We start from the raw sequence: 24,412 nt of genomic DNA on the forward strand, positions 1-24,412 counted from the left end.
TGGGGCCTGTAGAGCCGAGCCTGCGCTCGGCGCGTGTGCGGGGTGCGCGAACAGCTGCCGAGCGCGGGCTCGGCGCTACAAGGGGGTGGCCGAGGCGGGAGTGCGCCGGCATGTCCGCCGAAGCGTGTCAGCGGCGGGCATGCACCGGCCAGCGGATCTCGAACGAACTGCCGCCACGCTCGGTGGCCCGGCACAGCGCCGTTCCGTGATGGGCCACGGCGATTGCGCGGACGACGGCAAGGCCCAATCCTGAACCACCACTCTGCCGTGAGCGTGAGACATCGGTGCGCTGGAAGGCCTCGAAGATGCTGTCGCGCAGTTCATCCGCCACGCCCGGACCGCCATCTTCCACGGCCACGGTGCAGTGACCCTCGGCCAGCGTGACATGCACCTGCAGCGGGCAGGGGGTGGCATGACGACGCGCGTTCTCCAGCAGCGCCAACACAGCCTGGCGGATCCGTGCGGGATCGCAGTCGGCCAGCGCAGGCCGCGCGTCGAACGTTATCGAGAAGCCGCTTTCAGTCAACGCTGCGGACATGGCCTCCACCACCGCCGCGACCTGTACGCGGACGTCGCTGCGTTGCAGGCGCAGGTCCAGATGTCCGCTCTCGGCAAGGCTGACCACGCGCAGGTCCTCGATGATGCGGGTCAGGCCTTCCAGCTGGGTGAGCATGCTGTTGAACTGCTCCGGCCCCGGCTCGAACACGCCCTCGGCGATGCCCTGCAGCCGGCCGCGCAGGATGGTCATCGGCGTTCGCAGTTCATGTGCAATCGCGGCATTCCAGAACACCCGGTTCTCGGACATGCGGCTGAGCCGTTCGGCCATGGAATTGAAGTCGCTGACCAGCGCGGCAGCCTCGGTCATCGAGGTGTCGCCACCACGCGCCCGCGCGTCCAGATCGCCACCGGCTACCCGGCGCAGGCTTTCGGCCACCGAGTTCAACGGGGTGATGATGCGCCGGGTCAGGCGCGAAGCGACCAGCGTGGCGAAGATGACGACGACGGTGGCGGTCAATCCGATCCACAGCCATTCCAGGCCGGATGGCATGATCGTCTCCGGCTCGTCATACCAGCGCGGGTAGAACACTTCCATCAGGTAGTAGAACAGGTAGAAACCGCTGATCGACAGCACCGTGGAACACAACGAGGCCACCGTGATGGACAGCGTGATCTGGCGGCCGATGCTCTTTCCTTTCGAGGTCATCATTCAGTCCAGGAAACGGTAGCCGACGCCGCGGATGGTGGCGGGAATGCCGATCACGCCGACGTCCTCCAGCTTGCGCCGCAGTTTGCTGACGTGGCTGTCAACGGTGCGTTCCTGCGCATCGCCTTCGGGCAGGCAGGCCTGCAGCAGGTCCACGCGCGCGTGCACCTGGCGTGGCGCGCGCGCCATGTGCACCAGCAGCCGGAATTCGGTGAGGGTGAAGTTCAAGGCATGCACCCGTTCGCCGGCGCGCACCGTCACCTCGTGGCTGCGCAGGTCGATCTCGAACGGTCCCTGCCGGATCAGACCGTTGGGGGCGTCGGCCACGGTCCTGGCACTGCGGCGCAGCACCGCCTGGATGCGCGCCACGATCTCGGCCGGATTGAACGGCTTGGCCACGTAGTCGTCGGCGCCGACGCGCAGGCCGGTGAGCTTGTCCACGTCCTGGTCGAGCGCAGTGAGCATGATCACCGGCGTGCTGCCGCGGCGGCGCAGTTCACTCAGGACCTGCCAGCCATCCAGCTTCGGCATCTGCACGTCCAGCAGGACCAGGTCCGGGCGCAGCTGGCGGTGGCTGGCGAGTGCGGCCTCGCCATCTGCGGCACGGGCACAGCGCAGGCCGGAACGGGCCAGGTAGGCACCGAGGATGTCGGCGATTTCGCCCTCATCCTCGGCGATCAGGACCAGCGGCGCTGGGCGGGTGCGGAGATCGTGTTTCATTGCGTGATGCGGCTTCGATGCAGGAGCAGGAAAGAAGGGGAGAGGCTGGGACTGCGTCATCGTCGGTGTTCCATGTCGAGCGCCTCCTCGTTGGCGGCCCAGGCCAGGGTGGCCAGTACCAGTGCCCGTTGCAGGTGCGGTTCGAGCGGGGCCGCGCTACGCAGCAGCTGCAGCATCAGGGTGGATACCGCGGCCGGGAGCTTGCTCCAGCGCGCTGCCATCGGGGTCGCGTCAACACGGGCCTGCAGCCGCGCCGCCATCGCGGTGATGGCGCGCAGGCGAAGGCCGAGCAGCACAGCGACCGCGGCAGCGGTCAGGGCGAGCAGCACGCGCAGCCCGATGCCGGTGCCGGGATGTGTTGCGGTCCATGCCGCCAGGCCGATCAAGACCAGCGACAAGGGTGTCCCGGCGCGGCCCGCGTGGCCGGGTCCATCGCTGTGGAAGGCCACCCAGGCGGCTGCGCCGAATCCCGCCAGCAGTGGCGAAGCCAGCGAGCGGCTGGCCAGCATCCACACCGTCGTGGCTGCCAGCACCAACGCGATCAGCCACGGCGAAGGCGTGCACCACGCCAGGTAGGCACGGCGTACGTCGATCGGTGGCAGGTCAGGACAGGGACGGGACACGGTGAGCAGGCAGTCGGCGAGGCCGACGAGGCTAGCGACCGATGATGGAGACTTGGTCGAGATTGTGTCGAGATTCGGTGGATGCGCGCCACGGCGTTCAGGCGCGGGCCGTGTGCCTGAACGGCCGACACGTCTCCATGCAATCTCCACAGTGGCTCCAAGAAACGTCCACCCGCGACGACCAGACTGCACGCCTGGCGCTCACACCGGGTGAGCGCATGCAGCCGGGCGTTTCGATGAGCACTCGCAGGATCTGGATCATTGCCACCGCCGCGGCCACCCTGGCCGCCGTCGCGGGCGGGTGGTTGTTTGCCGGTGGCGATGACGCTGCCTTGATCACGGCGCCGGCAACCGTGGCGGACCTGGAGAAGACCGTGCAGGCGGTCGGCAGGGTCAATCCCAAGGAGCTGGTGGCGGTGGGCGCGCAGGTGTCCGGGCAGGTCAAGCGGTTGCATGTGGTGCTGGGCCAGCGCGTGCGGGCCGGCGACCTGATCGCCGAGGTCGACTCGCAACCGCAGCGCATCGCGCTGCGCAGTGCCGAGGCGGCCACCAACACGCTGCGCGCCCAGCATGCGGCCAGCGTGGCGCGCTACGCGCAGGCCGGCCGTGCGTTCGAGCGGCAGTCGCAGTTGGTGGCCTCGCGCCTGGTGTCGCAGGAGGGCTTCGAGACCGCGCGTGTTGCACGCGATACCGCACGTTCCGAGGTGGCCGCCCTGCAGGCACAGATCGACCAGGCGCTGACCCAGGTGGAAACCGCGCGGATCAACCTGGGTTACACCCGCATTGTCTCGCCCAGCGATGGCTACATCGTGGCAATCGTCACCAAGGCCGGGCAGACCCTGAACTCCATGCAGACCACGCCGACCATCGTGATGCTGGCGCAGATGGACACGATGACTGTGCGCGCCGAGATCGCCGAGGCTGACGTCGAGCTGGTGGCGCCGGGGCAACCGCTGTGGTTCTCGACGCTGGGGCCGGGCGGGCGCCGCTTTGAATCGCATCTGCAGCAACTGGAACCGGCGCCGTCGTCGATTGCCGATGCCGCCACCGGCAGTGCAGGTGGGTCAGCCCAAACACCGAAGGCGGTGTACTACGCGGGCCTGTTCGACGTCGCCAATCCCGGCCTCACGCTGAAGCCCTCGATGACGGTGAAGGTGACCCTGCAGCTGGCGCACGTCGCCCATGCACTGCAGGTGCCGCTGAGCGCCCTGGCCGAGTCCGCTGGCAAGGACGGAAACCACGCGACCGTGCAGGTGGTCGACGGCAAAGGCCGTGCCCGCGAGCGCGCAGTCACCACCGGCCTGCGCACCGCAACCGCCGTGCAGATCCTGTCGGGACTGCGGGAAGGTGAGAATGTGGTGATTGGCCAGGCGCCGAGCGGCGCAGAGGCCGAACCGACCAGCCTGCTGGGAATGTGAGCATGGCCGACGCTCTGCTTGAACTGCGCGGGGTTTCCCGCGCCTATCGCTCGGCCGCCGGCGAGGTGGTGGTGCTGAAGGATGTCTCGCTGCGCATCGACGCGGGCGAATTCATCGCCATCATCGGCCCGTCGGGTTCGGGCAAGTCAACGCTGATGAACATCCTCGGCTGCCTGGACCGCCCGACCGATGGCAGCTACCGGGTGAACGGCGAGGCGACCGAACAGATGGCGCCGGACGCACTGGCCCGGTTGCGTCGCGAGCATTTCGGTTTCATTTTCCAGCGCTACAACCTGATGGAGAACCTCAGCGCGACCGAAAACGTGGCGCTGCCGGCGGTGTATGCCGGCGTGGGCGTGGACGCGCGCACTGCGCGCGCGCAGGCCCTGCTGGACACCCTGGGCCTGGGCGAGCGTACCGGCCATCGGCCCAGCCAGCTGTCCGGTGGCCAGCAGCAGCGCGTGTCGATCGCACGCTCATTGATGAATGGCGGTGCCATCGTGCTGGCCGACGAGCCGACCGGCGCACTCGATCATGCCAGTGGCCAGCAGGTGATGGCCGAACTGAAGCGACTGCACGCACAGGGTCACACCGTGATCCTGGTGACGCATGATGCGGCGATTGCCGCCAATGCCGCACGGGTCATCGAGATCGCCGATGGCCGTGTGGTCGCCGACCGCATGGAGCGCGGCCGCCAGCCGCCAGCGGTAGCCGCGGCCGCGTGCGCCGGTGCTGGGTCCGTGTCCAGTGAACGTCGGGCGCGGCGGGATGCGGTACGCGAAGCCGCACGGATGGCGGCCCGCTCGATGCTGGCCCACCGCCTGCGTACGCTGTTGACCATGCTTGGCATCATCATCGGCGTGGCTGCGGTGGTCACGGTGGTTGCACTGGGCAAGGGGGCACAGGCCCAGGTCGAGTCACAGATCAACGAACTGGGTGCGAGCACTCTGGAAATTTATCCCGGCGCCGACTTCGGCGACCCACGTTCGGCGGAAATCGAGTCACTGGTCGTGGGTGACGCGGATCATCTGGCGGCACTGGGCTATGTCGACAGCGTCAGCCCCAACCTTGCTGGATCGGTGGCGGCGCTGCAGGGCAGCCGTCGCGCCAATACCCAGGTATTGGGCGTAGGTGCCGATCTGCCGCGCGTGCGCGGGCTGCGGCTGACGGCCGGGCGCTTCTTCACCGATGCGGAAGTGCAGGCGCATCGTGCGGTCGGCGTGCTGGACCAGAAGGCGGCCAAGGCCCTGTTCACCGGTGACCCGATCGGCAGCACGGTGCTGTTGGGCGGCATGCCGGTGGACGTCATTGGCGTGGTGGGTGCCAGCGGCTTCGCCGGCGGCGCCACGCCGACGGTCTACGTGCCCTATACCTCCGCTGCGTCGCGGCTGCTGGGCAGCCAACGCCTGGAGAGCATCACCGTACGCGTGCGCGACAACGTGCCGACCCAGGCCGCCGAGGCGTCGCTGGCCGCATCGCTTCAGCGCCTGCATGGCCGGCGCGATTTCTTCATCTACAACGCCGACCAGATCCGCAAGGCGGTGATGAAGTCCAGCCAGACGATGGCCGCGCTGGTGTCTGCCATTGCCGCAGTCGCGCTGGTAGTGGGGGGCGTGGGGGTGATGAACATCATGCTGGTATCGGTAAAGGAGCGGGTGCGCGAGATTGGCGTGCGGCTCGCGGTTGGCGCGCGGCAGGGCGATATCCTGCGCCAGTTCCTGATCGAGGCCGTGTTGATCTGCCTGTTCGGCGGCGTGCTGGGCGTGCTTCTCGCCTTCGCCGTGGGTGCCTTGTCCAGCCTGCTGTCGCTTGGGGTGCCGTTCCGGTTCAGTGCTGGGCCAGTGCTGGCGGCGCTGGCGTGTTCCTCGGCCATCGGACTGGGCTTCGGCTACTTCCCCGCGCGTAGTGCGGCGCAGCTGGACCCGATCCAGGCGCTGGCGGCGGAGTAGGGTACCGGCACTGCGGAAACTGTAGCGCCGAGCCCATGCTCGGCTGCTTTGCGGCCAGGCCACGAAGCGCCCTGCGCTGCGCGCGATAAGCCGAGCGTGGGCTCGGCTCTACAGGGACGTTGTTGGCGGCGGGAAGGCAATGACGATGTCGTTGAGCGGCAGCTGATCCGCACGCGGCACGGCCACGCCGGGTTTCCAGATGTCTCCCTGGCCGAACAGCTGCGCTTCGCTTTCAGGCCCGAAATCGTCGAAGCGCTGGAAGGCATAGGGAATACCCTCGGCGCCTTCGAACGTGGCCTTGTTGGACAGCTGGAAGTGCAGGTGAGGGGCGGCGGAGTTGCCCGACTGGCCAAGCTGGGCCAGCGTCTGTCCACGCTGGACCGCTTGCCCGGGTTTCACCTTGATGCTGCCGGTGCGCAGATGGGCGTAGCTGGCAAACACGCCCGGCGAGAGTTCCAGGACAACGTAATTGCCGAACAGGCCATCGGCCGTCAGTGAGCCGGGCTCAGGCTGGGCGGTCAGCGGCGGATGCTCGGGTTGCCCATCACGGACCGCACGCACGACACCGTCGGCGACGGCCAGCACCGGCGCCGCATAGCCGATCCAGTCGGTATGACGGGTGTGCTGCAGATCCCTGGCCGCTGCACGCACGGCGCGCCCACGTTCGTCGACGCCGACCAGGTCGAGCGCGAAGCGCTGCGGAATGGTCAGATCACCATTCACCGCCACCAGGCTGCCCCAGTGGTGTGACTGCGCCGCGCCGGGCCCTTCATGGGCCAGCCATCGACCGCCTTGCAGGGGCGGACCGAGCGCCATCACCGGCGCCGCGTTGACCGCACTGTGGGCGCCATCCAGTTCCACGCTGCCGTGCTGCTCGGTGCCCAGAAGCATGCGGTGGCGAAGAACGTGCGGCACAGTGTCGGTGGCCGGTAGTGACAGCCACAGGAACACCACCATGCGTTTTCCCGCCGCAATGGAGAGAGCGCTCTCCGCTGAAGGCGATGGCCGTACCCAGTCGCGCAGGGCAGGGCCATCCAGGCTCAGCAGCGGGGTTTCGGCATCGTCGCCGAACACCTGCAACGATTGCGGCTGCAGCGCGCCGGTGTCGCCGTAGTAGTTGGTGATGTGCAGTTCATAGGCCATATGGCGCAGGCCGTCGCTGCCGACAAAGGGCGTCGGTGCGAAGGGGACCCGCGCTTCAACGGGGGCCGGCGGCGGTGTCGGCGAGCCGACTGAAGGAAGCAGCAACAGCAGCAGGACGAAGCAGGCGCTGCGGGTCATGCCCGTTTCCCAGGAAGGCCGGTGGTGGCCGCTGCCGAGCATAGCGCTGTGCGGGTGACGCAGATACAGGCAGCGCCGAGCGATGCGGGCGGTGTCAGCCCGGTGCCCGTGGATGCTTCCGCACGCGCGCCCGTTCGCTGTAGAGGCGGCTGTCGGCGCGCTGCAGCGTCTCGGCGACCGACTCGCCGGGTGTGTGATGGGTTGCGCCGAGCGAGAACGGGGTGGGAGACTTTGCCGCCTGCTGTACGTACCACTGCTCGAGCGCGGCCAGCCGACCCGGTTCCGGTGCGGTCAGCACCACCATGAATTCGTCGCCGCCCATGCGGACCACGCTTTCGGCGGGGCCGAGCGGCGCGCGCAGGAAGGCGGCGAACTCCACCAGCACGGTATCCCCGCGCGCATGGCCCTGGCTGTCGTTGATCTGCTTGAAGTGATCGAGGTCGAACATCAGGCAGGCCCACGGCTGGTCGGCCAGCTCGTCGAGGCGGGGCAGGAACCGACGGTTGTAACTCTTGGTGAGCGGATCCCTGTACGACATTTCGCGCAGCTGCTGTTCCTGCATGCGCAGCGCCGTCACGTCCTGTGCGTGGCCAAGCACATAGGGAGGATTGGCTTCGCTGTCGAGTACGTTGTGGTACGCCCAGAAATGGTGGGTCCCATCGGCAGCGATCAGCTCGATCACGCCGGCATCGGTATGGTTGACGGCAATGCGTGCGAGATAGGCCTGGAACGCGGGGCGCTTCTCCGCGGGCATCAGGTCGCACAGGCTGCGCCCGAGCATCTGGCTCTCGTCGAACCCCAGCGACTGTACCGCGGCCGGGTTCACCGAGGTCAGCACCCCCTCCAGCGTATGCGTGCAGATCAGCCCAAGGCTGTAGTGGAACAGACGCCGGTAGCGCGTTTCACTGGCCTCCAGGGCATCCAGCGCGGCGCGCTCCTCGGTGATGTCCTGGATCGCGCCCACCAGTCGCGGCCGCCCGTCCACCTGCTGCCGGCCACCGACCACCCGGGTCCAGATGGCGCGGTCGTCGGCAGTGGTCATCGGCAGTTGTACCTCCCACGATGTACCCTCGTCGATGCAGCGCTGCACCGCGGTGCGGATGATGCTGCGGCTGTCCTCGCGATAGAACGACAACGCGCTTTCCAGCGTGGGCTGGAAGTTGCCGCGGACACCGTGGATCTGCTTGGTTTCCCGGGTCCAACGGACTTCCTGGCTGACCAGGTCCAGCTCCCAGCCGCCCACCCGTGCTGCGCGGTTGGTGCGTTCCAGGAAGTCCTCGCTGCGCTTCAGTTCACGATGCAGGGCCTTGGCCTGGCCGACCTGGGCCATCAGGGTGCTGCGCTGCTCCAGCACCTGGGTGGTGACCCGGGCCAGGTGCACCATCAGCTCGCGCTGCGAAGGCGACAGTACGCCCGGCATCGGGTCGAGCAGGCACAGCGTGCCGATGCGCGCGCCGTGCGCAGAGCCGAGCGAAATGCCGGCGTAGTGGCGGATGCGCGGCCCAGCGGTGACCAGTGGGTTGTCGGCGAAACGCGGATCCTGGCGCGCGTCCGCAATCTCGAACAGCGCGTCCTGCTGGATGGCGTGCGTGCAGAAGGAGATCTCGCGCGAGGTTTCGCTGACGCCCTCCAGCCCGATGTTGGCCTTGAACCACTGGCGCTCGTCGGCCACCACCGAAATCAAGCCCATGGTCATGCCGGTGGCGGCACGAGCGGCGGCCACGATGGCGTCGAACACGGGCTCCGGCGGCGTATCGAGCAGATGCAGGCGATCGAGCTCAAGCAGTCGTTCGGCTTCGTCCATGGCGCGTTTCAGGCGAGGGCAGGGAACGGGCCGAGTCTGCCGAGGGCCAGGTGAAGCCGCCGCAGAGGCCGTGTGAGAAGGGGCCCGGATGTCATCCCCGGATGAATCCAAACCATGATCAGCGTCGCAGAATCTGCGACATGACGGGGGCGAGCAGCGCCGCCGAGCCTGGCGGGTCTGCGCGTGAGTGAGCGGGCTGCCAGACCCGATCGGGCAGGTGCCGGAGGGCGACACCTGCCCTGCATCGATGCGTGTTCTAGCGGGGCGAGACCAGGATCGAGGCATCCAGCACCGGGAGCGCCTGCGGTGCCTGGCCGGAAGACGCGACAAGGCGGATCTCCAATGTCGTCGATCCTCCCGTGCTGGCGCTCAACGCCTGCAGCGCGCCGAGTCGCGGAGGCAGAGGCACGGCGAACGTGGTGGGATGACTGTGGTCCATCCCCGCCATGCTGGGACCAAAGAACGACACCGTGCCTGCGTAGTACGGGCTGTCCGCGGTGACCGACGCCGTGCCGGCCGGCGCGTTGATCAGCACGTCGAACTCGCGGGTATTGTTCAATCCACGGGGGCGTTCGAGGGTGACTTCGGCAATCAGCTGGCGCGGCGCCGAGGTGGCCAGATGCGCACGCACCGCTTCGTTGGGAACCGCGACGCGGACGGCGCCGTCGGCCGGGGTGCCTCGCACCAGGCGCACTGTACCTTCGGCGGCCGGCGGTGCCGTGGCTTCCAGCAGTTCGGTGCGGCGGGCGTAGACGTAGTCGTAGTCGAACGCCGCTGTGGAGAAGAACTCACTTGCTGGCCGCGCACCAACGTATCTGCCCTGGGCGTTGACGAAGAAGCGGAACGGCTCGTTCATGAACTGGCGCTGCTCGTTGGGATCGGTTGGCATGATCGGTCGCCCCCGCGATCGCTGCTGTTGCGTCCATACATCCCAGAGGCGGTCCATGTTGGCGTGGTGCAGATAGAAGATCGGGTCCAGCGGCGACAGGAAGTTGGTCATGTTGCCGTAGGGGCCTGGATCGACCGCACCGACGCCACCGATGCAGTTGTGCACCTTGTTGTGCGGGAACCCTTCCAGCACCGAGAACCTGGTGGCGCCGTCGGGCTGGACCACATGCGATGCGGTGCGGGAGCTGGTGAAGCTGCGGCTCACATCGGCATTGTAGAAATCGATGGGCGACAGCCCGGCACGTATGGTGTCGGGCGAGACGGCCGAGGCGGTCTTGGCATCAAAGCCGGGATTCTCACGCCAAAGGTAGCGGGCGCCGCAGGTGATGGCATAGGCCGCGTTGCCCGAGATGCCAGTCTGTTCCTTGGCGCTGTAGCCGGTCACATCGTTCCAGACATCGTCCGCCGTCAGGTAACCTCGGAACTTCAACTGGCCGCGCTGGCCGGCGTCGAGCTGGTCCCAGTAGCGCTGCAGTGCGGGGCGCATGAAACCGGTGAAGACCGCCAGGTTGCGCGTATAGGGCGCATAGGCGCTGTCGGTCGGCGTCAGCACTCCATCGAACATCGCCGGCGGGATCCTGGGCAACTCGGTCCAGTCCCAATAGGGCATGGCGAACTGGGGGTCGCCACTGAGCGTGCGGATGGTCTGCTCGAAGTAACCGACATAGCCGCGGTGCCAGACATAGAACCACCAGTTGCCGTGCGGGCAATCCATCAGGTGCACAAAGGCATTGCGGAACCAGTTGCGTGGGTCGTCCGCCGGCAGCGCCAGCATCGCCTTGATGCCGCGCGCGTAGCTGGCCAGCATGCGCTGGCCCTCGGGCGTTGTGACGTTGTAGCGATGGTAGCGTGCCTGCACTGCCGTGCCGGCCGGTGTGGCGCTGCTGGCCCAGGCGCCGGGCGCGACCAGCGACGCCAACGACGCGCTGGCAGTGGTGGCAAGAAAATCACGACGTGAGTAGCGCATGTCCTTTCCCCCTGGTGATTGGATGAACCGCATCGGGTTACAAATCACTGGCAGGGCCGGCGGCCGCTGGGCGGCCGGCCCGGCGGGGCTATCCAGCCCCGCCGCACCACAGGCAGGCGCACGCTCGGCCTGTCTGGAAGCGGCCGTAGTATAGGCATGGCACACAGGCTGATCTGCGAAGCAGGCCACAGTCGCGGGCGCGTACACCTTTGCCCGGCTGAAGCCGTTCACCGTCGTCGTTGCTGCGTTGTCGATCAGCCACACACGGACTGGCGCTACGGGTCGGGTTTCACCCGCACAACGCGTTTGCGGTACTCATACACGTTGTCACCGCGAATGCGCCTCTCCTCGGTGCCGGTGATCCGGTCCACCTTCTGGTCCGAGCCGGTGATCGGCTTGGCCTCGATCTCGGTCTCGTGCTCGAACGAGTGCGATTTGTCGGTGTTGCGGTAGTAGCGGTACAGCGCCCAGTACAGCGCGGTTGCGCCGGCCGGACCTGCCGCCAACAGCCAGAGGCCACTGTCGTCGCTCATGTCGATGCCACCAGGAATGCAATTGCGAGGGCTTCAATGACGGTGCCGGTGGCCAGTGCCGCCAGCAGCATCTTCCATTGCTGCACGGGCACGCTGCCCATGGTTTCGCCGGTGCGGCCGTTCACTGCGATGTAGTGCAGCATGCCGCCGTTCTTCCCGGGCTGATGGTACGAGTACAGCCAGACCGGCAGGTACATCGACACCCAGCGGGTGCCATGCACTTCCAGCTGCTCCTGCTCCCAGCGCACGCCGCGGTTGTAGCGCTTCACCGAATCTTCCACCTGCGAACGGGCGATCGACAGCAGCTGGTCCTCCAGCCGCGGGCGCAGCTTCTCCACATCCAGGTTGCGCTTCTCCGAAGTGAAGCCGGCCAGGTACGAGGCGTTCCACTTCACTGCATTCTTGGTGTCGAAGGGCAGGATGGTATTGATGATGTTGTTGGTGTTGGCGCGGGTGTCCAGGTTGCCGCGCTCGGCCGAGGATTCCAGCGGCAGGTCATCGACGGTGAAATCGACCTGGCGTTCGACCTGGTAGACATCGGCATCGTAGACGGTGCGCTTGTTCTTCTCGGTGCCGACCGTGTACTGCCGGGTCTGGATCTCGCCCCGGCCGGCCACGGCTGCGCTGACATTGCTGTCGACGATCATGTACGGCAGGAACACGCCGACCACGTTTTCCGGGGTGAATTCGTCCTTGAAGGCCTTCAGCGCGAACATCCGGCGCTTGTCGACGAACTGGCGGATGCGTGCGACCGCATCGTCCTTGCGGATATGGAAGGGCAGTACCGCATCGGGAACCGCGCCATTGCTGATCTGCTCGTTGACGCCGAATACATGGCGGCACCAGTGGCAGCGGGCCGTCATCGTGCTTTCGGTATTGACCGTGACTTCGGCGCCGCAGCCGGTGCACTTGAACGTCATCAAGGCCGAGGTGTCGGTATCGATGTCGCGTGCGCCGGAAGCGATGACCGTACCGCGCAGCTGGTCGATGGCCTCGCCCAGCCCGAATTCCTCCTCGACCCGCGCGCCATGCCATTCGTGACGGCAGTACAGGCAGACCAGGATATCGGTACCGGCCTTGGGCCGGATGTCGGTGGCGCCACACTTCGGGCAGCGGTTGAGGCCGTCCTTCAGCTCGCTGGCCGAGGTGTCGATGGCCAGCGGATCCGGCGCTTCCACTTCATCACGGATCGCCTTCGGCAGCGTCGATGTATCCAGCGGGAAGCTGCCGGGCAGGGGAGGAACGTCCTGCGGCGAACCCGGCCCATCCAACGGCGCCGCCGGCAGGGGCGGCGGCGTTGCGGGGGCGGATCCGGGCAGCGGCGGAGGGCCGTTTCGGGGATCGGACATGTTGATCGTGCGTCCTGCCGTTACAGGCCCAGTGCCTTGGCCTTGAGTGCGTCGTAGTCGCCCTGGGTGATCAGGCCGAGGTCGAGCATCTCCTTGGCCTTCTTCAGCTTGGCCACCGGATCGTCCGCCGCCGGTGCGACCGGCTGCTGCATGCCGCCGACACCGAACATGCCCGAGGCCATGCCGACGCCGACCAGGCCGGCAGCACCGCCGTTCTCGCCAGCCGACTGGATGCCCTGGGCCACGCTGGCCTGCAGGTTGGAATTGCCACGCGCACCGGACAGCGCATCGGCGCGCTGCACGGTCTTCAGCAGTTCGCGGGTATTGGCGTCGTACTCGATCGAGACGATGGCGGTCTTGACGATGGCCAGGCCACGATCGGTCTGCCACTGGTAGGCCTGTTCGACGGCGGCCGACAGGCTCTGCGCGAAGCCGATCGAATCCTGCTGCAGCCTGGTGATGCGATTGCCCTTGCCCGGATCGTTCGTGTACAGGCTGAAGGCGGGCGCCAGCGAGCCCACCACTTCATTGAACAGCTGGCTGGCGGCGGCGTTGTCCAGGTCGGTGAAGTCGAAGACCTGGCCCGGCTGCAGGTAGCTGGCTGGCACGAAGTTCTTCACGAACAGGATCGGGTCGACGATCTTCAGGGTGTAGGAACCCCGGGTGACCGCGCCGACCTGGGTGTTGAGGAAGCCGTCATCCCAGTAGATCTCCGACTGGGTGCCGAAGCGGTTGTCCGGCAGCTCCTTCAGCGACACGAAGTACGCGGCCTGCTGCGAGCCCGGCTGGCCACCGAACTTGAAGCGTTCCCAGCTCTGCTTGATGAAGGTGCTGACCAGGCCGTCACCGGCGAAGATCGACTGCGAGTTGAGATCGTCCGAGCGCCATTCGTAGCCACCCGGTTCGGCGACGAAGGCGGTGATCGCACCGTCCTGGAACAACAGCAGGCCGTAGCCCTCCGGCACGATGATTTTCGAGCCGTTGGTGATGATGTTGGACGAGCCGCTGGTGTTGGAACCGCGGCCCGCATTGGTGCCGCGCGGTACCGCCGCGAACAGGGCCGCCGTCGACGGCAGGCCCGTGGGCACGGTGTAGAAGTCCTTCCACTGGTCGGCCAGCACACCGCCAACCGCACCCTTCACCGCCTGTACCAGACCCATGTCCAACTCCCTGTGATTCGATGGCAGGCACCGTGCCTGCCGAGCCTGGCTGAATATAGCAGCGGGCGAGGGCGGCTGTAGTGCCGGAAGATGAATCCGGATCAGCGGCCTTCGCAGGTCCCCGGCGGCTGGCGGATCGCCTGCAGCACAGCGGCCATGTCCAGCTCGCCCAGCCCCATCTGCCGGGCCCGGGCGAACAAGGCGTCACTGGCATCGATCAGCGGCGCCTGCATGCCTGCGGCCTGTGCGGCCGCCGCCACCAGCTGGCTGTTCTTCAGCACATCGGACACGGCGGCCTGCACCGCGAAGTCGCCGCGGATCATCTTGTCCAGCTTGATCCGCGAAACATCGCTGGCCATCGGCCCGGCGTTGAGTACCTGGGCAAAGCGCTCGAGCGCAATGCCATGTCGCTCGGCGAAGTGCACGGCCTCGGCCAGGCCGGTGACCAGGGTGATCAGGAACAGGTTCACGGCCAGCTTCATCTGCAGTGCAGAGGGTACTGGGCCGCAGGCAACGCACTGGCGGCCCAGCGGCTCGACCAGGGAGGTGGCCTTGCTGACGTCGGCCTCGGTCCCGGCCAGCATCACCACCAGTTGCGCGCCCTCAGCCTGCAGCCGCGAGCCGGATACCGGCGCTTCGACATAGCGCCCGCCGGCAACATCGATCTGTTCGGCCAGTGCCTGCGAGAACGACGGTGCGCTGGTGCCCATGTTGAGCAGCAGGCGACCGCTCACCCGGCTGCCGAACGCGGGCGTGTCACGTGCCAGCACGCTGTCGATGGCAGCGTCGTTGGCGACCATGAGGATGATCGTTTCGCATCGGGCGAACACGTCCTGCAGCGGGTCGATGACCTCGATGCCGGCGGCAGTGGCCACGGCATCGTTGCGGCGGGAGCGCGACCAGCCGAGGACCCTGTGCCCAGCACGCGCCAGATGGCCTGCCATCGGCGTTCCCATCACCCCGAGGCCTATGAATCCGACGGGCATGCCTTGCTCCACGCAGCAGCGAAGGGCCCATCTTGCCGCATCTGCCCACAGCGTGTGATTGCCGGGGCGTGGACTATGGCCCGCTGGCCTCGTTGGCCCGTTTCACGGCCTGTTCGGCCTGCTCTTCTGCCCTTCGCACCGCCTCATTGGCCTCCTCGACCGCGCGTTGCAGGACTTCCATTGCCGAGCGGACGCCTTCCTCGCTGGCCGCGATCGCGGCATCCGCCAGCTCCTGGGCGATCTGCATCGGGCTCTTGCCCGCAGCGCGGGCAACCGCGGTCCTGTCGTCAGGCGGGATCGGGAACGTCATGGTCGGTGCTCCGGAGGGGGTTGAAGTAGCAGCGGTGTTCAGATCATCACTGGCGGTCAGTGCTGGCCTAGCGTCGGCCACGGTCTCGCTGTCGGCGAAGCGAAGCATCCGGCGGTAGTCCAGCAGGTTGACGACGTTGTCCTCGACCTGGACCAGTGCCTGCTCCCTCGAGGCCTCGACCACGAACAGGATGCTGGCGCCGTCCTGGCCCAGTTGGCCGTGGCCGACCGGATGGTCGGCGACAAAGGCCTGGGCTGCACGGAAATGCTGAAGGGCAAGCGCGCCCACCCGCTCACGGTCAGGCGCCTGGTCGGGATCCTCGCCAAGCAGCGCCGCCATCTGCTGCGCCGCCAGCGAGAGACGCGGGTAGCCCACCGTCCGCCCCGCAAGCAGCGTGGTTCCGATCGCCGTGGATACCTCGGCGGGCCCCGGCAGTCGCGACAGCTGGATCCCTTCCAGGCACCCGAACAGCGCCGGTAGTACCGCCGTGAGCGCATTGCCGGCGTACGCCAGCCGACGCTCGCTGCTGGAGGCCGTGGGATGCAGGTGCTGGTAGAAGCGGAAGTAGTCCACGAACTCGGCCGGATTGCATGCGTGCTGCAAGGCGAAGCGGGCAGCCTCGGCCAAGGACTCGCCGGCATCACCGGCCCCCTGCTGTTCCGCAGCCAGCTGGTGAAGCCTGAGCGCATCCCTGAAATCCAGCTGCTGCAACAGCGGCGCGGATGCGACGCCGATCGCGGCCAGGAAGGGCCGGTATGAGGCCAGCGCCGTAGCGGTCAGCAGCTGGTGCCTGGCGAGTACCTGCTGTACCTGCTGGGCCATCGCGGGATGTGCCTCGTCCTGCTCCTGCCGCCGCAGCACCTCACGATCATCGAAGCCCAGGCTCAGCAGCTTGATCGGACTGACCTGCAGCCCCACGTTCGGCAGCCAGGTCATCCCACAGCCATGCAGACCGCGCTGCACGGCGTCGAGCAGGCTGGTTTCGTCCTCGAAGCTGTAGCGATTCTGGCGGGATTCGATCGCCCATTGCAGCCACGCGCGGCCACCGTCGATGAAGCCGAGTACGTGCTGGCTGTGCCGGCCCAGCTGGGCGATGGATGGCAGGGGGCGACCACTGATGAAAATGCTCACGCTGGGCTCCTTGCGGCCTCACGGGGCCGAAAAATCCTTGAGAACGTCGGTAGCAGCAATGCCGGCGCGGGTCAGAGTGCCGGCGGGCCCGCCATCGTCGCCTGGCCCTGGGTGAGCACACTCGCATATTTCCGGCCCGCCGTCGCCTGGGGCGGGGCCGCTGCCGCGCCCGGCACGGGCCGGCGCAGTGCCGGGTGGCCGCGAGGGCCTGGACGGCGGCCTGGGAAAGGGCCGGCAGGAGGCGGCCGAGGCGACGCCGGTGGTCCCCACCGCTGCGTCGCCGGGCCGGCAGCGCGGGGGCTAGAGCATGTAGGGGATCTTGAACGCCAGGGTAAAGTCCGGCGCATCCGGGGTCAGGCCGATGCCGAGCAGGGTCACCAGCGTGGTGTGCTGGTTGAGCGCGTAGGTCACGCCCAGATTCAGTGACGCCGCATTGGCGTCGCTGCCGATCACCTTCATCCACCTGCCGCCCTGGAAACGGGTGGAGGCGCGGGCACTGATGCGGTCGCTGAAGGACAGGCTGAGACTGGTGCGTTCGTTGAAGGCGAACGCCACGCCCGCACCGAAGTACACCGAGCCGCCCAGCTTCACGTCGCCAGGATTGACCGTGTCCGGATTGCTGTCGATGTCCTTGAAGCCTCTCGGGAACGAATGCACATAGCCGAGATTGGCGAACAGGATCGCCGGGTCCGCGGTCTTGACCATGGACAGGCCGAGATTGGCCTGCCATACACCGTTGCCGGTGGGCTGCTCGCGCGGCACCGCAAAGCGGATGTAGTCATCGTCATCGCGCTCGATCACCTTCCAGTCCAGGCCGTACGGCGCGCGCCCGGTGGGTGCGGTCACCCCGGCCGTAAGCACGGTCTCGGGGCGCCAGCCACGCTCGCCGAACAGGCGGTAGTTGGCGCTCAGGCCGATATCGCCCAGCCCATTGCCGTTGGTCTGTTCCTGCGCAATGGCCGCCGCAGCGCCGCCGGCGCCACCCTTCTGGTAGACCGTTCGCCGCGCCAGATAGGGGACATCCAGGTTCAGGGTCAGGTTGGGACTGACGCCCCAGCGGGCGGCGAGGTTGTAGGTGAGCGAGTCGGATTCGACGTTCTCGACGGCGATGTTGCCAAGGAAGATCGCGTCCAGGGCCAGGAAGCCGTTGAGCGTGAGCTGCTTGCGGTCGTAACGGGCGTAGGTGAGGCTGCTCTCGATGGTGAAACGGCGCGAGAACAGCGCGGACTGCTGCTGTTTCACATCATCCACGCTGCGCCGGGCGTCCTGCCGGGCCTGCTGCGCCTCGGCGGCACTGCTGGCGTAGCCTTCAGCGCCGGCTGCAGCAGCCGCGCCTCCCGGCGCGGCCGAGCCAGGCTCGACGGTCGTTGCCGGACCCGTTGCCGTGGCCGGGCCGGTCGAGCCCACGCGGCCACTCAGGCGTGCCTGCATGGCCTGCACCTGCATGTCCAGTTCGCGCAGGCGCCGTACTTCCTGCGCATAGTTCGACTTCAATTGCTCCAGCTGATTGGCAAGGGCCTGCACGTCGGCGCCGTCATCGGCGGCTGGCGGCGCGGCAAGTGCGGTGCCCGCCAGCGCCGCCAGCGCCAGCGGGGTGAACCTCAGAAGGCTGTGCATGTTCGTGTCCTGCGTAGTGAAGCGCGTCCCCCAACGCCGGGCCGTGTTACCGGCCCGGCCCCATGCCGCGGTTCATCGCAATCGCCTGGGCCACGTTCTGGCCCAGCGGCAGGTTGCCTCCCGCGGTATCCCGCACCAGCTCCAGCCGCAGCTGGTTGCTGGCCACCTGGCCGTCGCCCGTCAGGGCAATGCCCTGGCCGACGCTGCCGTTGCGTATCCATTGCTGCACCAGACCCTGGCCGTCCACCAGCAGCTGCAGGCGCAGCTGGTTGCCGTCCAGCACGGCGCTGGCAGACGCACCGGCCTGCTGCGCGCTGGCCCCATGCGCGCCGTCAGCGGACAGCGAAGGCACGGCGCCATCGCGGACGGTCAGCGTGGTGACATTGCGCGCGGCATTGCCATCGCCGGCGACCTGCACGCTCTGCACCAGTCCGCTGGCGTTGGCCAGGCCGCTGCTGTCGATGCTGCGACCGCGCGTGTCGGGCAGAGGGGCGTCGGCAGCGGTGACATGCACGCTGGGCTGGAAGCTCAGCCTGGGGGTGCCGCCGCTACGGAAATCCATGCCCAGCGTCAACGCTCCCTGCAGCGCGGTGCCATTGCCCGCCTGCCATTGCGAGACCATGGTCACCCCGAACCAGGCCACGGTATTGCCACCCACGGTGTAGCGGCCGCGCATCAGGTTCAGTTCGGGGTCCGGGATCTCCTTCAGTCCGTGCCCGCGGGCAGCCTCTGCAGCCTGCACGGGCAGGGCGGGAGCGGCCAGCAGCAGGACCATCATCAGGGCGTGGCGGCACATGGTGGAGTTCTCCTTCAGAACAGGTCGGCATGGCTGAAGCCGAAGTCGACCAGCTCGGCATCGGTGATCGGCCCCTGCCGCGCGTAGAGCGCGCGGGCACTGGGTCGTTCGCTGGGTTGCAGCAGAACCGTGTTGCGATCGAAATCGCTGCCGATCACCACGAATACCGCCCGTGATGGCCATGCAGCAAGGAAGTCCGGCAGCGCCAGGCTGCGGTTGCCAAGGATCGGGTCGGCCACCTCGACCACGCCGTCGCGCACCTGCTTGAGCACCACGAAATGACGGAAGCCGCGCACGTCCATCAGCACCAGGCCGGGGACGCGAAGGCTGCGCAGGCGGGTTTCATCGATGCGGTAGCCGCGGCCGCGCATGCCCAGCGATTCCACATAGCGTTTGATGTCGAGCAGCGAGAAGCCGCGCTCGGCTACCAGCGACGGATCGGAGACCCCCATCATCCCTTCGATGACGGTCGCCTCGTCGGTGTCCAGGTGGTAGGCGTGGCGCAGGATGGTGGCCAGCGCCGCCGCGCCGCAGCTGTAGTCGGTGTGCTGCCGCACCACGTTGCGGTAGCGCCGCTCCTGCATGCTCTCCACCTTCTGCTGCAGCAGCGTGCCATTGGGAAGCACATCGGCGAAGCGGACATCGCCGGCCCATGCCGAAGCGGTGCCCAGCAGCCACAGGCACACCAGCAGACGTAGCGGAAGACGGCGACCTATCATCACGTTCTCCGGCAGCAGGAGGGAGCCCCTGTCCCAAGGGGGAGGAGGAACAGGGGCTCCCGGGAACCCGGCCATTGGCGGACGGCCGGGGTGTTGCGCTTACTCGCCGCTGCCGCCACCACCGCCGGTGCTGGGCTGGGCGACTGCCAGGGCCAGGCTGTTGGCCTGCAGGTTGCCGGTACCCGAGGCCACGTTCACGCCGATGTTGCCGGAGGCGCCGGAGAAGGCGCTGCCCGACAATGCCGAGGTGTTGGTGGCATCGACATTGACCCAGCGCGTGGTGCTGACCGTGCCGCTGAGGCTGGCGTACAGATCCGCCACGCCCAGTTCGACGAACTGGCTGGTGCCACTCTCACGCGTATCGAAGCCCAGGCCGCCCACCCCCGGCCGGTTGGGGTTCATCGTGGCGTTCTGGATCTCGTTGTCCAGGTCGATGTGGCCAGTGCTGTTGCCACCCGGATGCGGCAGTGCGCCGTTCCAGGTATCCAGGTAGTAATTGGCCATCTGGTAGGCATTGCCGGTGCCACGGTAGGTGCCGGCGCCATAGCCCAGGGTCAGGCCACTGACGCTGCCACGCATGCCGACCTGCACGGTGTCGGTGTAGGACTTCACAAAGCCGGCGTTGCTGACCGTGTTGCCGGTGGACACCTGGTTGGAGCTGATGCTCGACTGCGCCACTGCCGTGGTCGCCACCGAGGCGGCGAGCGCGTTCTTCTGCTCGTTGTTGTTGCCCGACGCGATGTTCACGCCGATGTTGCCCGAGGCGCCGCCGAAGGCATTGCCACCGAGACTGGCCGCATTGGTCACACCCGAGTTCTGGGTGACGTTGCCGAATCCGGCCTGGTTGACGAACACCTCGGCATCGGCCATGCCGAAGCTGAAGGAGGCATCGGCTGCCGACAGCGAGGCGGCGTTGTCCTGCGCGTTGTTGTCGCCGGATACCACGTTGAAGCCCAGGTTGCCGGATGCACCGGCGCCCACGCTGTCACCGATGGAGGCACGGTTGGTGACCAGGCTGTTGCTGGTGGCGTTGTTGCTGATCGACTGCCGGTTGTCGATCACCGCGATCGCCGCCGAGTCGAGGTCGATGTCACCGCTGATCGTCGGGTCACCCGAGAACCGGACATCGGTGCTCAGGCGCAGGTCCTTTTCCAGGTTCACATCCACGCCGTGGTTGTTCTTTTCCTTGCGTTCGTCGGCCTGGATGGTGCTGTGCTTCTGCACGTTGGCGGTGACGGTGCGGTTGCGTACGTCGTTGTCGGTGTGGTTGTGGGTGTCGTTGCGGGTTTCGCTGACGGTGTGGTTGTGGTTGATGTTCGCGTTGGCGTTCTGGTTGTCCCAGCCATTGGCCGCAGCGGCGGTCGAGGCAGTGGCAATCGCCATGGCGAGCATGGTCCGTTTGACGGTCGCTTTCATGGTGCCCTCTCTCTCATCAGGTGGTGCATCGGTTGGGTGGTTGTCACGGGCGGTCCTGCACGACCAGGCCGAGTACGTTGGCCGTGTCATTGCCGCTGCCCGCGATCTGATTGAGTTGCAGGACCCCGTCGAACCCACGCAGCGCGGTGCTGGCTACACCGGCGCTGCGGGTGCCGGTCGCAACGCCGCGACCGGCGCCGTCCCGCCCCCCTGCCAACGCGGAACCTTCGGCGGCCAGGGCCGTGTCGTCGGTTTCGCGTATGCCCTGTCTGGCCAGCGTCGCGCTGACGACGTTGAGCGTCGTGTTGGCGATGCCGCTGGCCTGGTTGATCGAAGCAATGCCGCTGGCGCCGGCCAGCGCGTCACCGCCGATGTGCGCGGACGCCTCCATCGGCAGCGAGCGCACGTGGTTTGCCGCTTGCAGTTGTTGCGTGTTGATCGCCACATCCGCGCGTTCGCCGTGGGCGATACCACGCAGATTGGCCTGCAGGTTGAGATCACCAGCCGCCTGGTTGACGGCGATGGCGCCGTTCGCGCCGGCAAGCGCCTGGCCGTCGATCCTTGCCACGTCGAGATAGGCCAGCATGCCGCTGTAGTCATCGGCAAGCACCATCACCGGCGCGGCACTGAGCGCCAGCAACAGCCAGCGCCACCGCTTCACTTGCCACCTGCCGGGGCCGGGCCCTGCAATGGGAACTGCGCCAGTGCGCCGCGCACGGTATCGCCGATGCCGCGGGTGCTGTTGCCGACTGCACCGAGGGGTCCGCCCAGCGCCGCGCCAAGGGCGCCGCCGGTCATGCCGTCACCGTTGCGACCCAGCGTGCCGCCCAGCACCTGCTGTGTCACGCGCTCGACCGTGGTGCCTCCGGGGGCCGCCAGCGTGGTCGCGCGACCCGCGCCCATGCCGGCGTAATCCTCGTCACTCAGCTCATCCATCCCGTTCGCGGTGGTACCCGCGCCGAGGGCGGCGGCGATTTCGCGCTGCGGTTTCGGATCGGCAATCAGGGCCACGCCGGGAGGCGCCATGCGGTACGCCGGGCGCGCGGACACATCGCGCAACAGGACGATTTCGCCCGGTTGCGCCTTCACCCCCTGGCGCGCGCCGGAGGCGGATGCGCCCAGGGTAACGACCAGCAGGGCCAGTGCCGGTGATACCGCTAGGCCGCGAATCAGGGTGGAGCCGTCCATGCCGTTCTCCCGCGATGGGTGCGGCGGAACTACGCATCAACCGTGCCAACCCGCGGAGGCCCGTCTGCCGGTGCCGGCGCCCGGGGCAGGGCGGCGCGCTGCTGCCCGGGTGTTACAGCAGCGTTGGGAAATTGTTGGGATTCCGAAGCGGCAGGCGCCGCAGGGCAAGGCGCCCGGCCGACTGTTGCATTGCTGTTACAGGGGCAGGCGCGCACTGCAACGGTGCCACTTCAGCAACGGTTTTCTTGACGCGCTGCTCATTGCACCAGCGTTTATCGCAGCGCTAGGATCCGCCCAGCAAAGGCCGCCGCGGTGGCCGTGGAAGTCCCGGCGGAGGGCGGCACGCCGGTGACGGGAACAAGGCCCGCCGTCGGTGTCCGGATGCTGGGGGAAGCATGGCGGCGGTCCCGGAGGCTTCTACATCACGGTGCGTGCTGTGGTTCGGCGAACCGGCGGCGAGCGAGCGCAGTGCGCTGGCGGCCGCAGGCTGGTACGTGCGCAGCATCCAACCCGATCCGGCGATGGCGATCGGCCTGCGCGGCCGTGATCGATTGCTCGCCGTGCTCGATCTGCGCCACCTCGATGCAGCAGCATTGCAGCTGCTAGCGCCGTGGATCGAACAGCACCAGCACCTGCCCTGGCTGGCGGTACTGCCACCGGGTGCGGGGCCGACACCGGCGGCCTGGTCGCCACTGCTGCAGCGCTGCCTGGCACGGTTCACGCTGCCGTTCGGCCTGCAGGACCTGGTGGTTGCGATGCGCCGGCAGTTCGATGCCGATGATCCTCCTGCCGACGAGGCGTGCGCCGGGCAAGGGCCTCGCGCGTTGATCGGCGAGAGCCCGGCCCTGCATGCGGTGCGCACGGTGCTTCACAAGTTCGCCCCGGTCGAACTGCCGGTCCTGGTCACCGGCGAAACCGGCACCGGCAAGGAACTGGCCGCGCACGCACTGCACGCGCTGTCGGGACGCGCAGGCAAGCCGTTCTTCGCGGTCAACTGTGGCGCGATCCCGGCCAACCTGGTGCAGTCGGAGCTGTTCGGCCACGAGCGCGGATCGTTCACCGGTGCGGACAAGCGCCAGATCGGCGTGTTCGAATCCGCACACGGTGGCACTGTCTTCCTCGATGAAGTGGGCGACCTGCCCCCCGAAGCGCAGACCACGCTGCTGCGGGTGCTGCAGGAAGGCACCTTCGAGCGCGTCGGTAGCAGCCAGCCGCTGCGCGCCGACGTGCGCGTGCTCGCTGCCACCCACGTCGAACTGGAGCATGCGGTGGCACAGGGGCGCTTCCGCAGCGATCTGTACTACCGGCTCAACGTGCTGCGCGTGCCGATGCCACCGCTGCGCGAACGCGGCGCCGACGTGCAGCTGCTGGCCGAACATTTCCTGGGCTGCTTCCGCCGCCGCCACAGCGTTCGTGCGCGCGGATTCTCGCCAGCGGCGCTGCAGGCCATGCGCCGCTTCGACTGGCCGGGCAACGTCCGTGAACTGCTGAACCGCGTGCAGCGGGCGGCGATCATGGCCGAAGGCGAGCTGATCAGTGAGCGCGACCTCGAACTGGGGGCCCCGCAGACAGCGCCGGCCGGGGCGATGCTGCACGACGCCCGCGGCCAGGCCGAGCGCGATGTGCTGCTGCAGACGCTGCGTCAGACCGGCTACAACGTATCCGAGTGCGCGCGGCAGATGCAGATCTCGCGGGTGACGGTGTACCGGCTGTGCCGCAAGCACCGGTTGCAGCTGCCGGCGCAGCGCTGAGCCGGGTTGACGCGCCGCCCGGGGCCACCCACGCTTGGGCCAACGCCCCTTGGACCGCGACGCGCGCGATGAACCAGAGCCCCGAACTGCTGCGCCGCCTGCTGCGCGCCAAGGACGCGATGGACCGCGCCAGCCACGAGGCGTGGCCGGTGGCCCGCCTGGCTGCGGTCAGCGCGGTGTCCGCCGCGCACTTCGCACGCTCGTTCAAGCAGGCCTTCGGGCTGCCGCCGCACCGCTATCTGCTGAGTCGCCGCATCGAGCGCGCGGTGGCACTGCTTCGTGAAACCGACCTGCCGGTCACCGACATTGCCGCACAGACCGGATGGGCCAGCCTGGGTACCTTCGGGCGGATCTTCCGAGACATCACCGGCGACAGCCCGGGCAACGTGCGCGAGCGCGAGCGCGCCGGGCATGCGGCGGTGCCAGGGCCGGTGCCCGAGTGCCATGCGCGGGCGGCCCTGCGCCCGGATCTCAACATCGCAGTTTTGGAGAAGCGCCGCCGCGCTGTGGCAGCTAACGTAGACCCCACCTGAAGGAGGTCC

General features: G+C 67.8%; 21 protein-coding genes. 4 read left to right on the top strand and 17 right to left on the bottom strand.

What is annotated here, in order from left to right; genetic code table 11:
- Window positions 1-127: 127 nt before the first annotated feature.
- The 3 genes from Q0P60_RS07980 to Q0P60_RS07990 are packed head-to-tail and all read right to left on the bottom strand — an operon-like array spanning window position 128 to window position 2,547.
- Window positions 128-1,204: an ATP-binding protein gene (locus Q0P60_RS07980; RefSeq protein ID WP_294990762.1), complete on the bottom strand. Its 1,077-nt coding sequence runs from the start codon at window positions 1,202-1,204 to the stop codon at window positions 128-130.
- A 3-nt stretch (window positions 1,205-1,207) separates the two neighbouring features.
- The gene (locus Q0P60_RS07985; protein WP_294990764.1) at window positions 1,208-1,924 is read right to left on the bottom strand and encodes a response regulator; all 717 of its coding nucleotides are present in this window, start codon (window positions 1,922-1,924) and stop codon (window positions 1,208-1,210) included.
- 56 nt (window positions 1,925-1,980) lie between these two features.
- Window positions 1,981-2,547 carry a hypothetical protein gene (locus Q0P60_RS07990; protein ID WP_294990768.1) on the bottom strand — a complete coding sequence of 189 codons (567 nt, stop codon included), beginning with the start codon at window positions 2,545-2,547 and terminating at the stop codon, window positions 1,981-1,983.
- Window positions 2,548-2,783: 236 nt separating this feature from the next.
- Here Q0P60_RS07990 and Q0P60_RS07995 point away from each other — a divergent pair, with 236 nt between their 5' ends.
- Entirely contained in the window at window positions 2,784-3,965 is a 1,182-nt protein-coding gene (locus Q0P60_RS07995) for an efflux RND transporter periplasmic adaptor subunit (RefSeq protein WP_294990771.1), read from the top strand.
- 2 nt (window positions 3,966-3,967) lie between these two features.
- Window positions 3,968-5,914 carry a MacB family efflux pump subunit gene (locus Q0P60_RS08000; protein ID WP_294990774.1) on the top strand — a complete coding sequence of 649 codons (1,947 nt, stop codon included), beginning with the start codon at window positions 3,968-3,970 and terminating at the stop codon, window positions 5,912-5,914.
- A gap of 108 nt (window positions 5,915-6,022) precedes the next feature.
- Here Q0P60_RS08000 and Q0P60_RS08005 read toward each other — a convergent pair whose 3' ends face one another.
- The 14 genes from Q0P60_RS08005 to Q0P60_RS08070 all read right to left on the bottom strand — a co-directional run bounded on the left by Q0P60_RS08005 (window position 6,023) and on the right by Q0P60_RS08070 (window position 22,119).
- A complete protein-coding gene (locus Q0P60_RS08005; protein WP_294990777.1) occupies window positions 6,023-7,195 on the bottom strand; it encodes a M23 family metallopeptidase in 1,173 nt (390 codons plus the stop codon).
- Window positions 7,196-7,289: 94 nt separating this feature from the next.
- On the bottom strand, window positions 7,290-8,999 hold the full coding sequence (locus tag Q0P60_RS08010) for a diguanylate cyclase (protein ID WP_294990780.1): 1,710 nt from the start codon (window positions 8,997-8,999) through the stop codon (window positions 7,290-7,292).
- 256 nt (window positions 9,000-9,255) lie between these two features.
- Window positions 9,256-11,178 carry a tyrosinase family protein gene (locus tag Q0P60_RS08015; protein ID WP_294990783.1) on the bottom strand — a complete coding sequence of 641 codons (1,923 nt, stop codon included), beginning with the start codon at window positions 11,176-11,178 and terminating at the stop codon, window positions 9,256-9,258.
- Between the two features lie 11 nt (window positions 11,179-11,189).
- Window positions 11,190-11,447: a hypothetical protein gene (locus tag Q0P60_RS08020; RefSeq protein WP_294990785.1), complete on the bottom strand. Its 258-nt coding sequence runs from the start codon at window positions 11,445-11,447 to the stop codon at window positions 11,190-11,192.
- On the bottom strand, window positions 11,444-12,796 hold the full coding sequence (locus Q0P60_RS08025) for a TFIIB-type zinc ribbon-containing protein (protein ID WP_294990788.1): 1,353 nt from the start codon (window positions 12,794-12,796) through the stop codon (window positions 11,444-11,446). Before Q0P60_RS08025 ends, Q0P60_RS08020 begins: the two co-directional genes overlap by 4 nt.
- Before the next feature lie 20 nt (window positions 12,797-12,816).
- Window positions 12,817-13,956: an SPFH domain-containing protein gene (locus Q0P60_RS08030; RefSeq protein WP_294990791.1), complete on the bottom strand. Its 1,140-nt coding sequence runs from the start codon at window positions 13,954-13,956 to the stop codon at window positions 12,817-12,819.
- 101 nt (window positions 13,957-14,057) lie between these two features.
- Window positions 14,058-14,942 (bottom strand): NAD(P)-dependent oxidoreductase, encoded by an 885-nt coding sequence (locus Q0P60_RS08035; RefSeq protein ID WP_294990794.1) that lies wholly within the window; start codon window positions 14,940-14,942, stop codon window positions 14,058-14,060.
- Window positions 14,943-15,015: 73 nt separating this feature from the next.
- Window positions 15,016-16,383 carry a hypothetical protein gene (locus Q0P60_RS08040; protein ID WP_294990797.1) on the bottom strand — a complete coding sequence of 456 codons (1,368 nt, stop codon included), beginning with the start codon at window positions 16,381-16,383 and terminating at the stop codon, window positions 15,016-15,018.
- Between the two features lie 300 nt (window positions 16,384-16,683).
- Complete coding sequence (locus tag Q0P60_RS08045; protein ID WP_294990800.1) at window positions 16,684-18,000, bottom strand: transporter; 1,317 nt, start codon at window positions 17,998-18,000, stop codon at window positions 16,684-16,686.
- A 46-nt stretch (window positions 18,001-18,046) separates the two neighbouring features.
- A complete protein-coding gene (locus Q0P60_RS08050) occupies window positions 18,047-18,796 on the bottom strand; it encodes a hypothetical protein (RefSeq protein ID WP_294990803.1) in 750 nt (249 codons plus the stop codon).
- A 14-nt stretch (window positions 18,797-18,810) separates the two neighbouring features.
- The gene (locus tag Q0P60_RS08055; protein ID WP_294990806.1) at window positions 18,811-19,515 is read right to left on the bottom strand and encodes a C39 family peptidase; all 705 of its coding nucleotides are present in this window, start codon (window positions 19,513-19,515) and stop codon (window positions 18,811-18,813) included.
- A gap of 99 nt (window positions 19,516-19,614) precedes the next feature.
- The gene (locus tag Q0P60_RS08060; RefSeq protein ID WP_294990808.1) at window positions 19,615-20,931 is read right to left on the bottom strand and encodes an adhesin; all 1,317 of its coding nucleotides are present in this window, start codon (window positions 20,929-20,931) and stop codon (window positions 19,615-19,617) included.
- Window positions 20,932-20,974: 43 nt separating this feature from the next.
- Window positions 20,975-21,544 (bottom strand): hypothetical protein, encoded by a 570-nt coding sequence (locus Q0P60_RS08065; RefSeq protein WP_294991341.1) that lies wholly within the window; start codon window positions 21,542-21,544, stop codon window positions 20,975-20,977.
- A gap of 44 nt (window positions 21,545-21,588) precedes the next feature.
- Window positions 21,589-22,119, bottom strand: coding sequence for a hypothetical protein (locus tag Q0P60_RS08070; protein WP_294990811.1), 531 nt, complete (start codon window positions 22,117-22,119; stop codon window positions 21,589-21,591).
- Window positions 22,120-22,514: 395 nt separating this feature from the next.
- On the opposite strand from Q0P60_RS08070, the gene Q0P60_RS08075 reads away from it, so the two are divergent.
- Together Q0P60_RS08075 and Q0P60_RS08080 are read left to right on the top strand one after the other, a co-directional pair.
- Window positions 22,515-23,870: a sigma-54 dependent transcriptional regulator gene (locus Q0P60_RS08075; protein ID WP_294990814.1), complete on the top strand. Its 1,356-nt coding sequence runs from the start codon at window positions 22,515-22,517 to the stop codon at window positions 23,868-23,870.
- Between the two features lie 68 nt (window positions 23,871-23,938).
- Window positions 23,939-24,403, top strand: a complete 465-nt coding sequence (locus Q0P60_RS08080; protein ID WP_294990817.1) for a helix-turn-helix transcriptional regulator — start codon at window positions 23,939-23,941, stop codon at window positions 24,401-24,403.
- The last annotated feature ends 9 nt before the right edge of the window (window positions 24,404-24,412 follow it).

This window comes from uncultured Stenotrophomonas sp. (genome assembly GCF_945952405.1).
In the GTDB taxonomy this organism is placed as follows: Bacteria; Pseudomonadota; Gammaproteobacteria; order Xanthomonadales; family Xanthomonadaceae; genus Stenotrophomonas.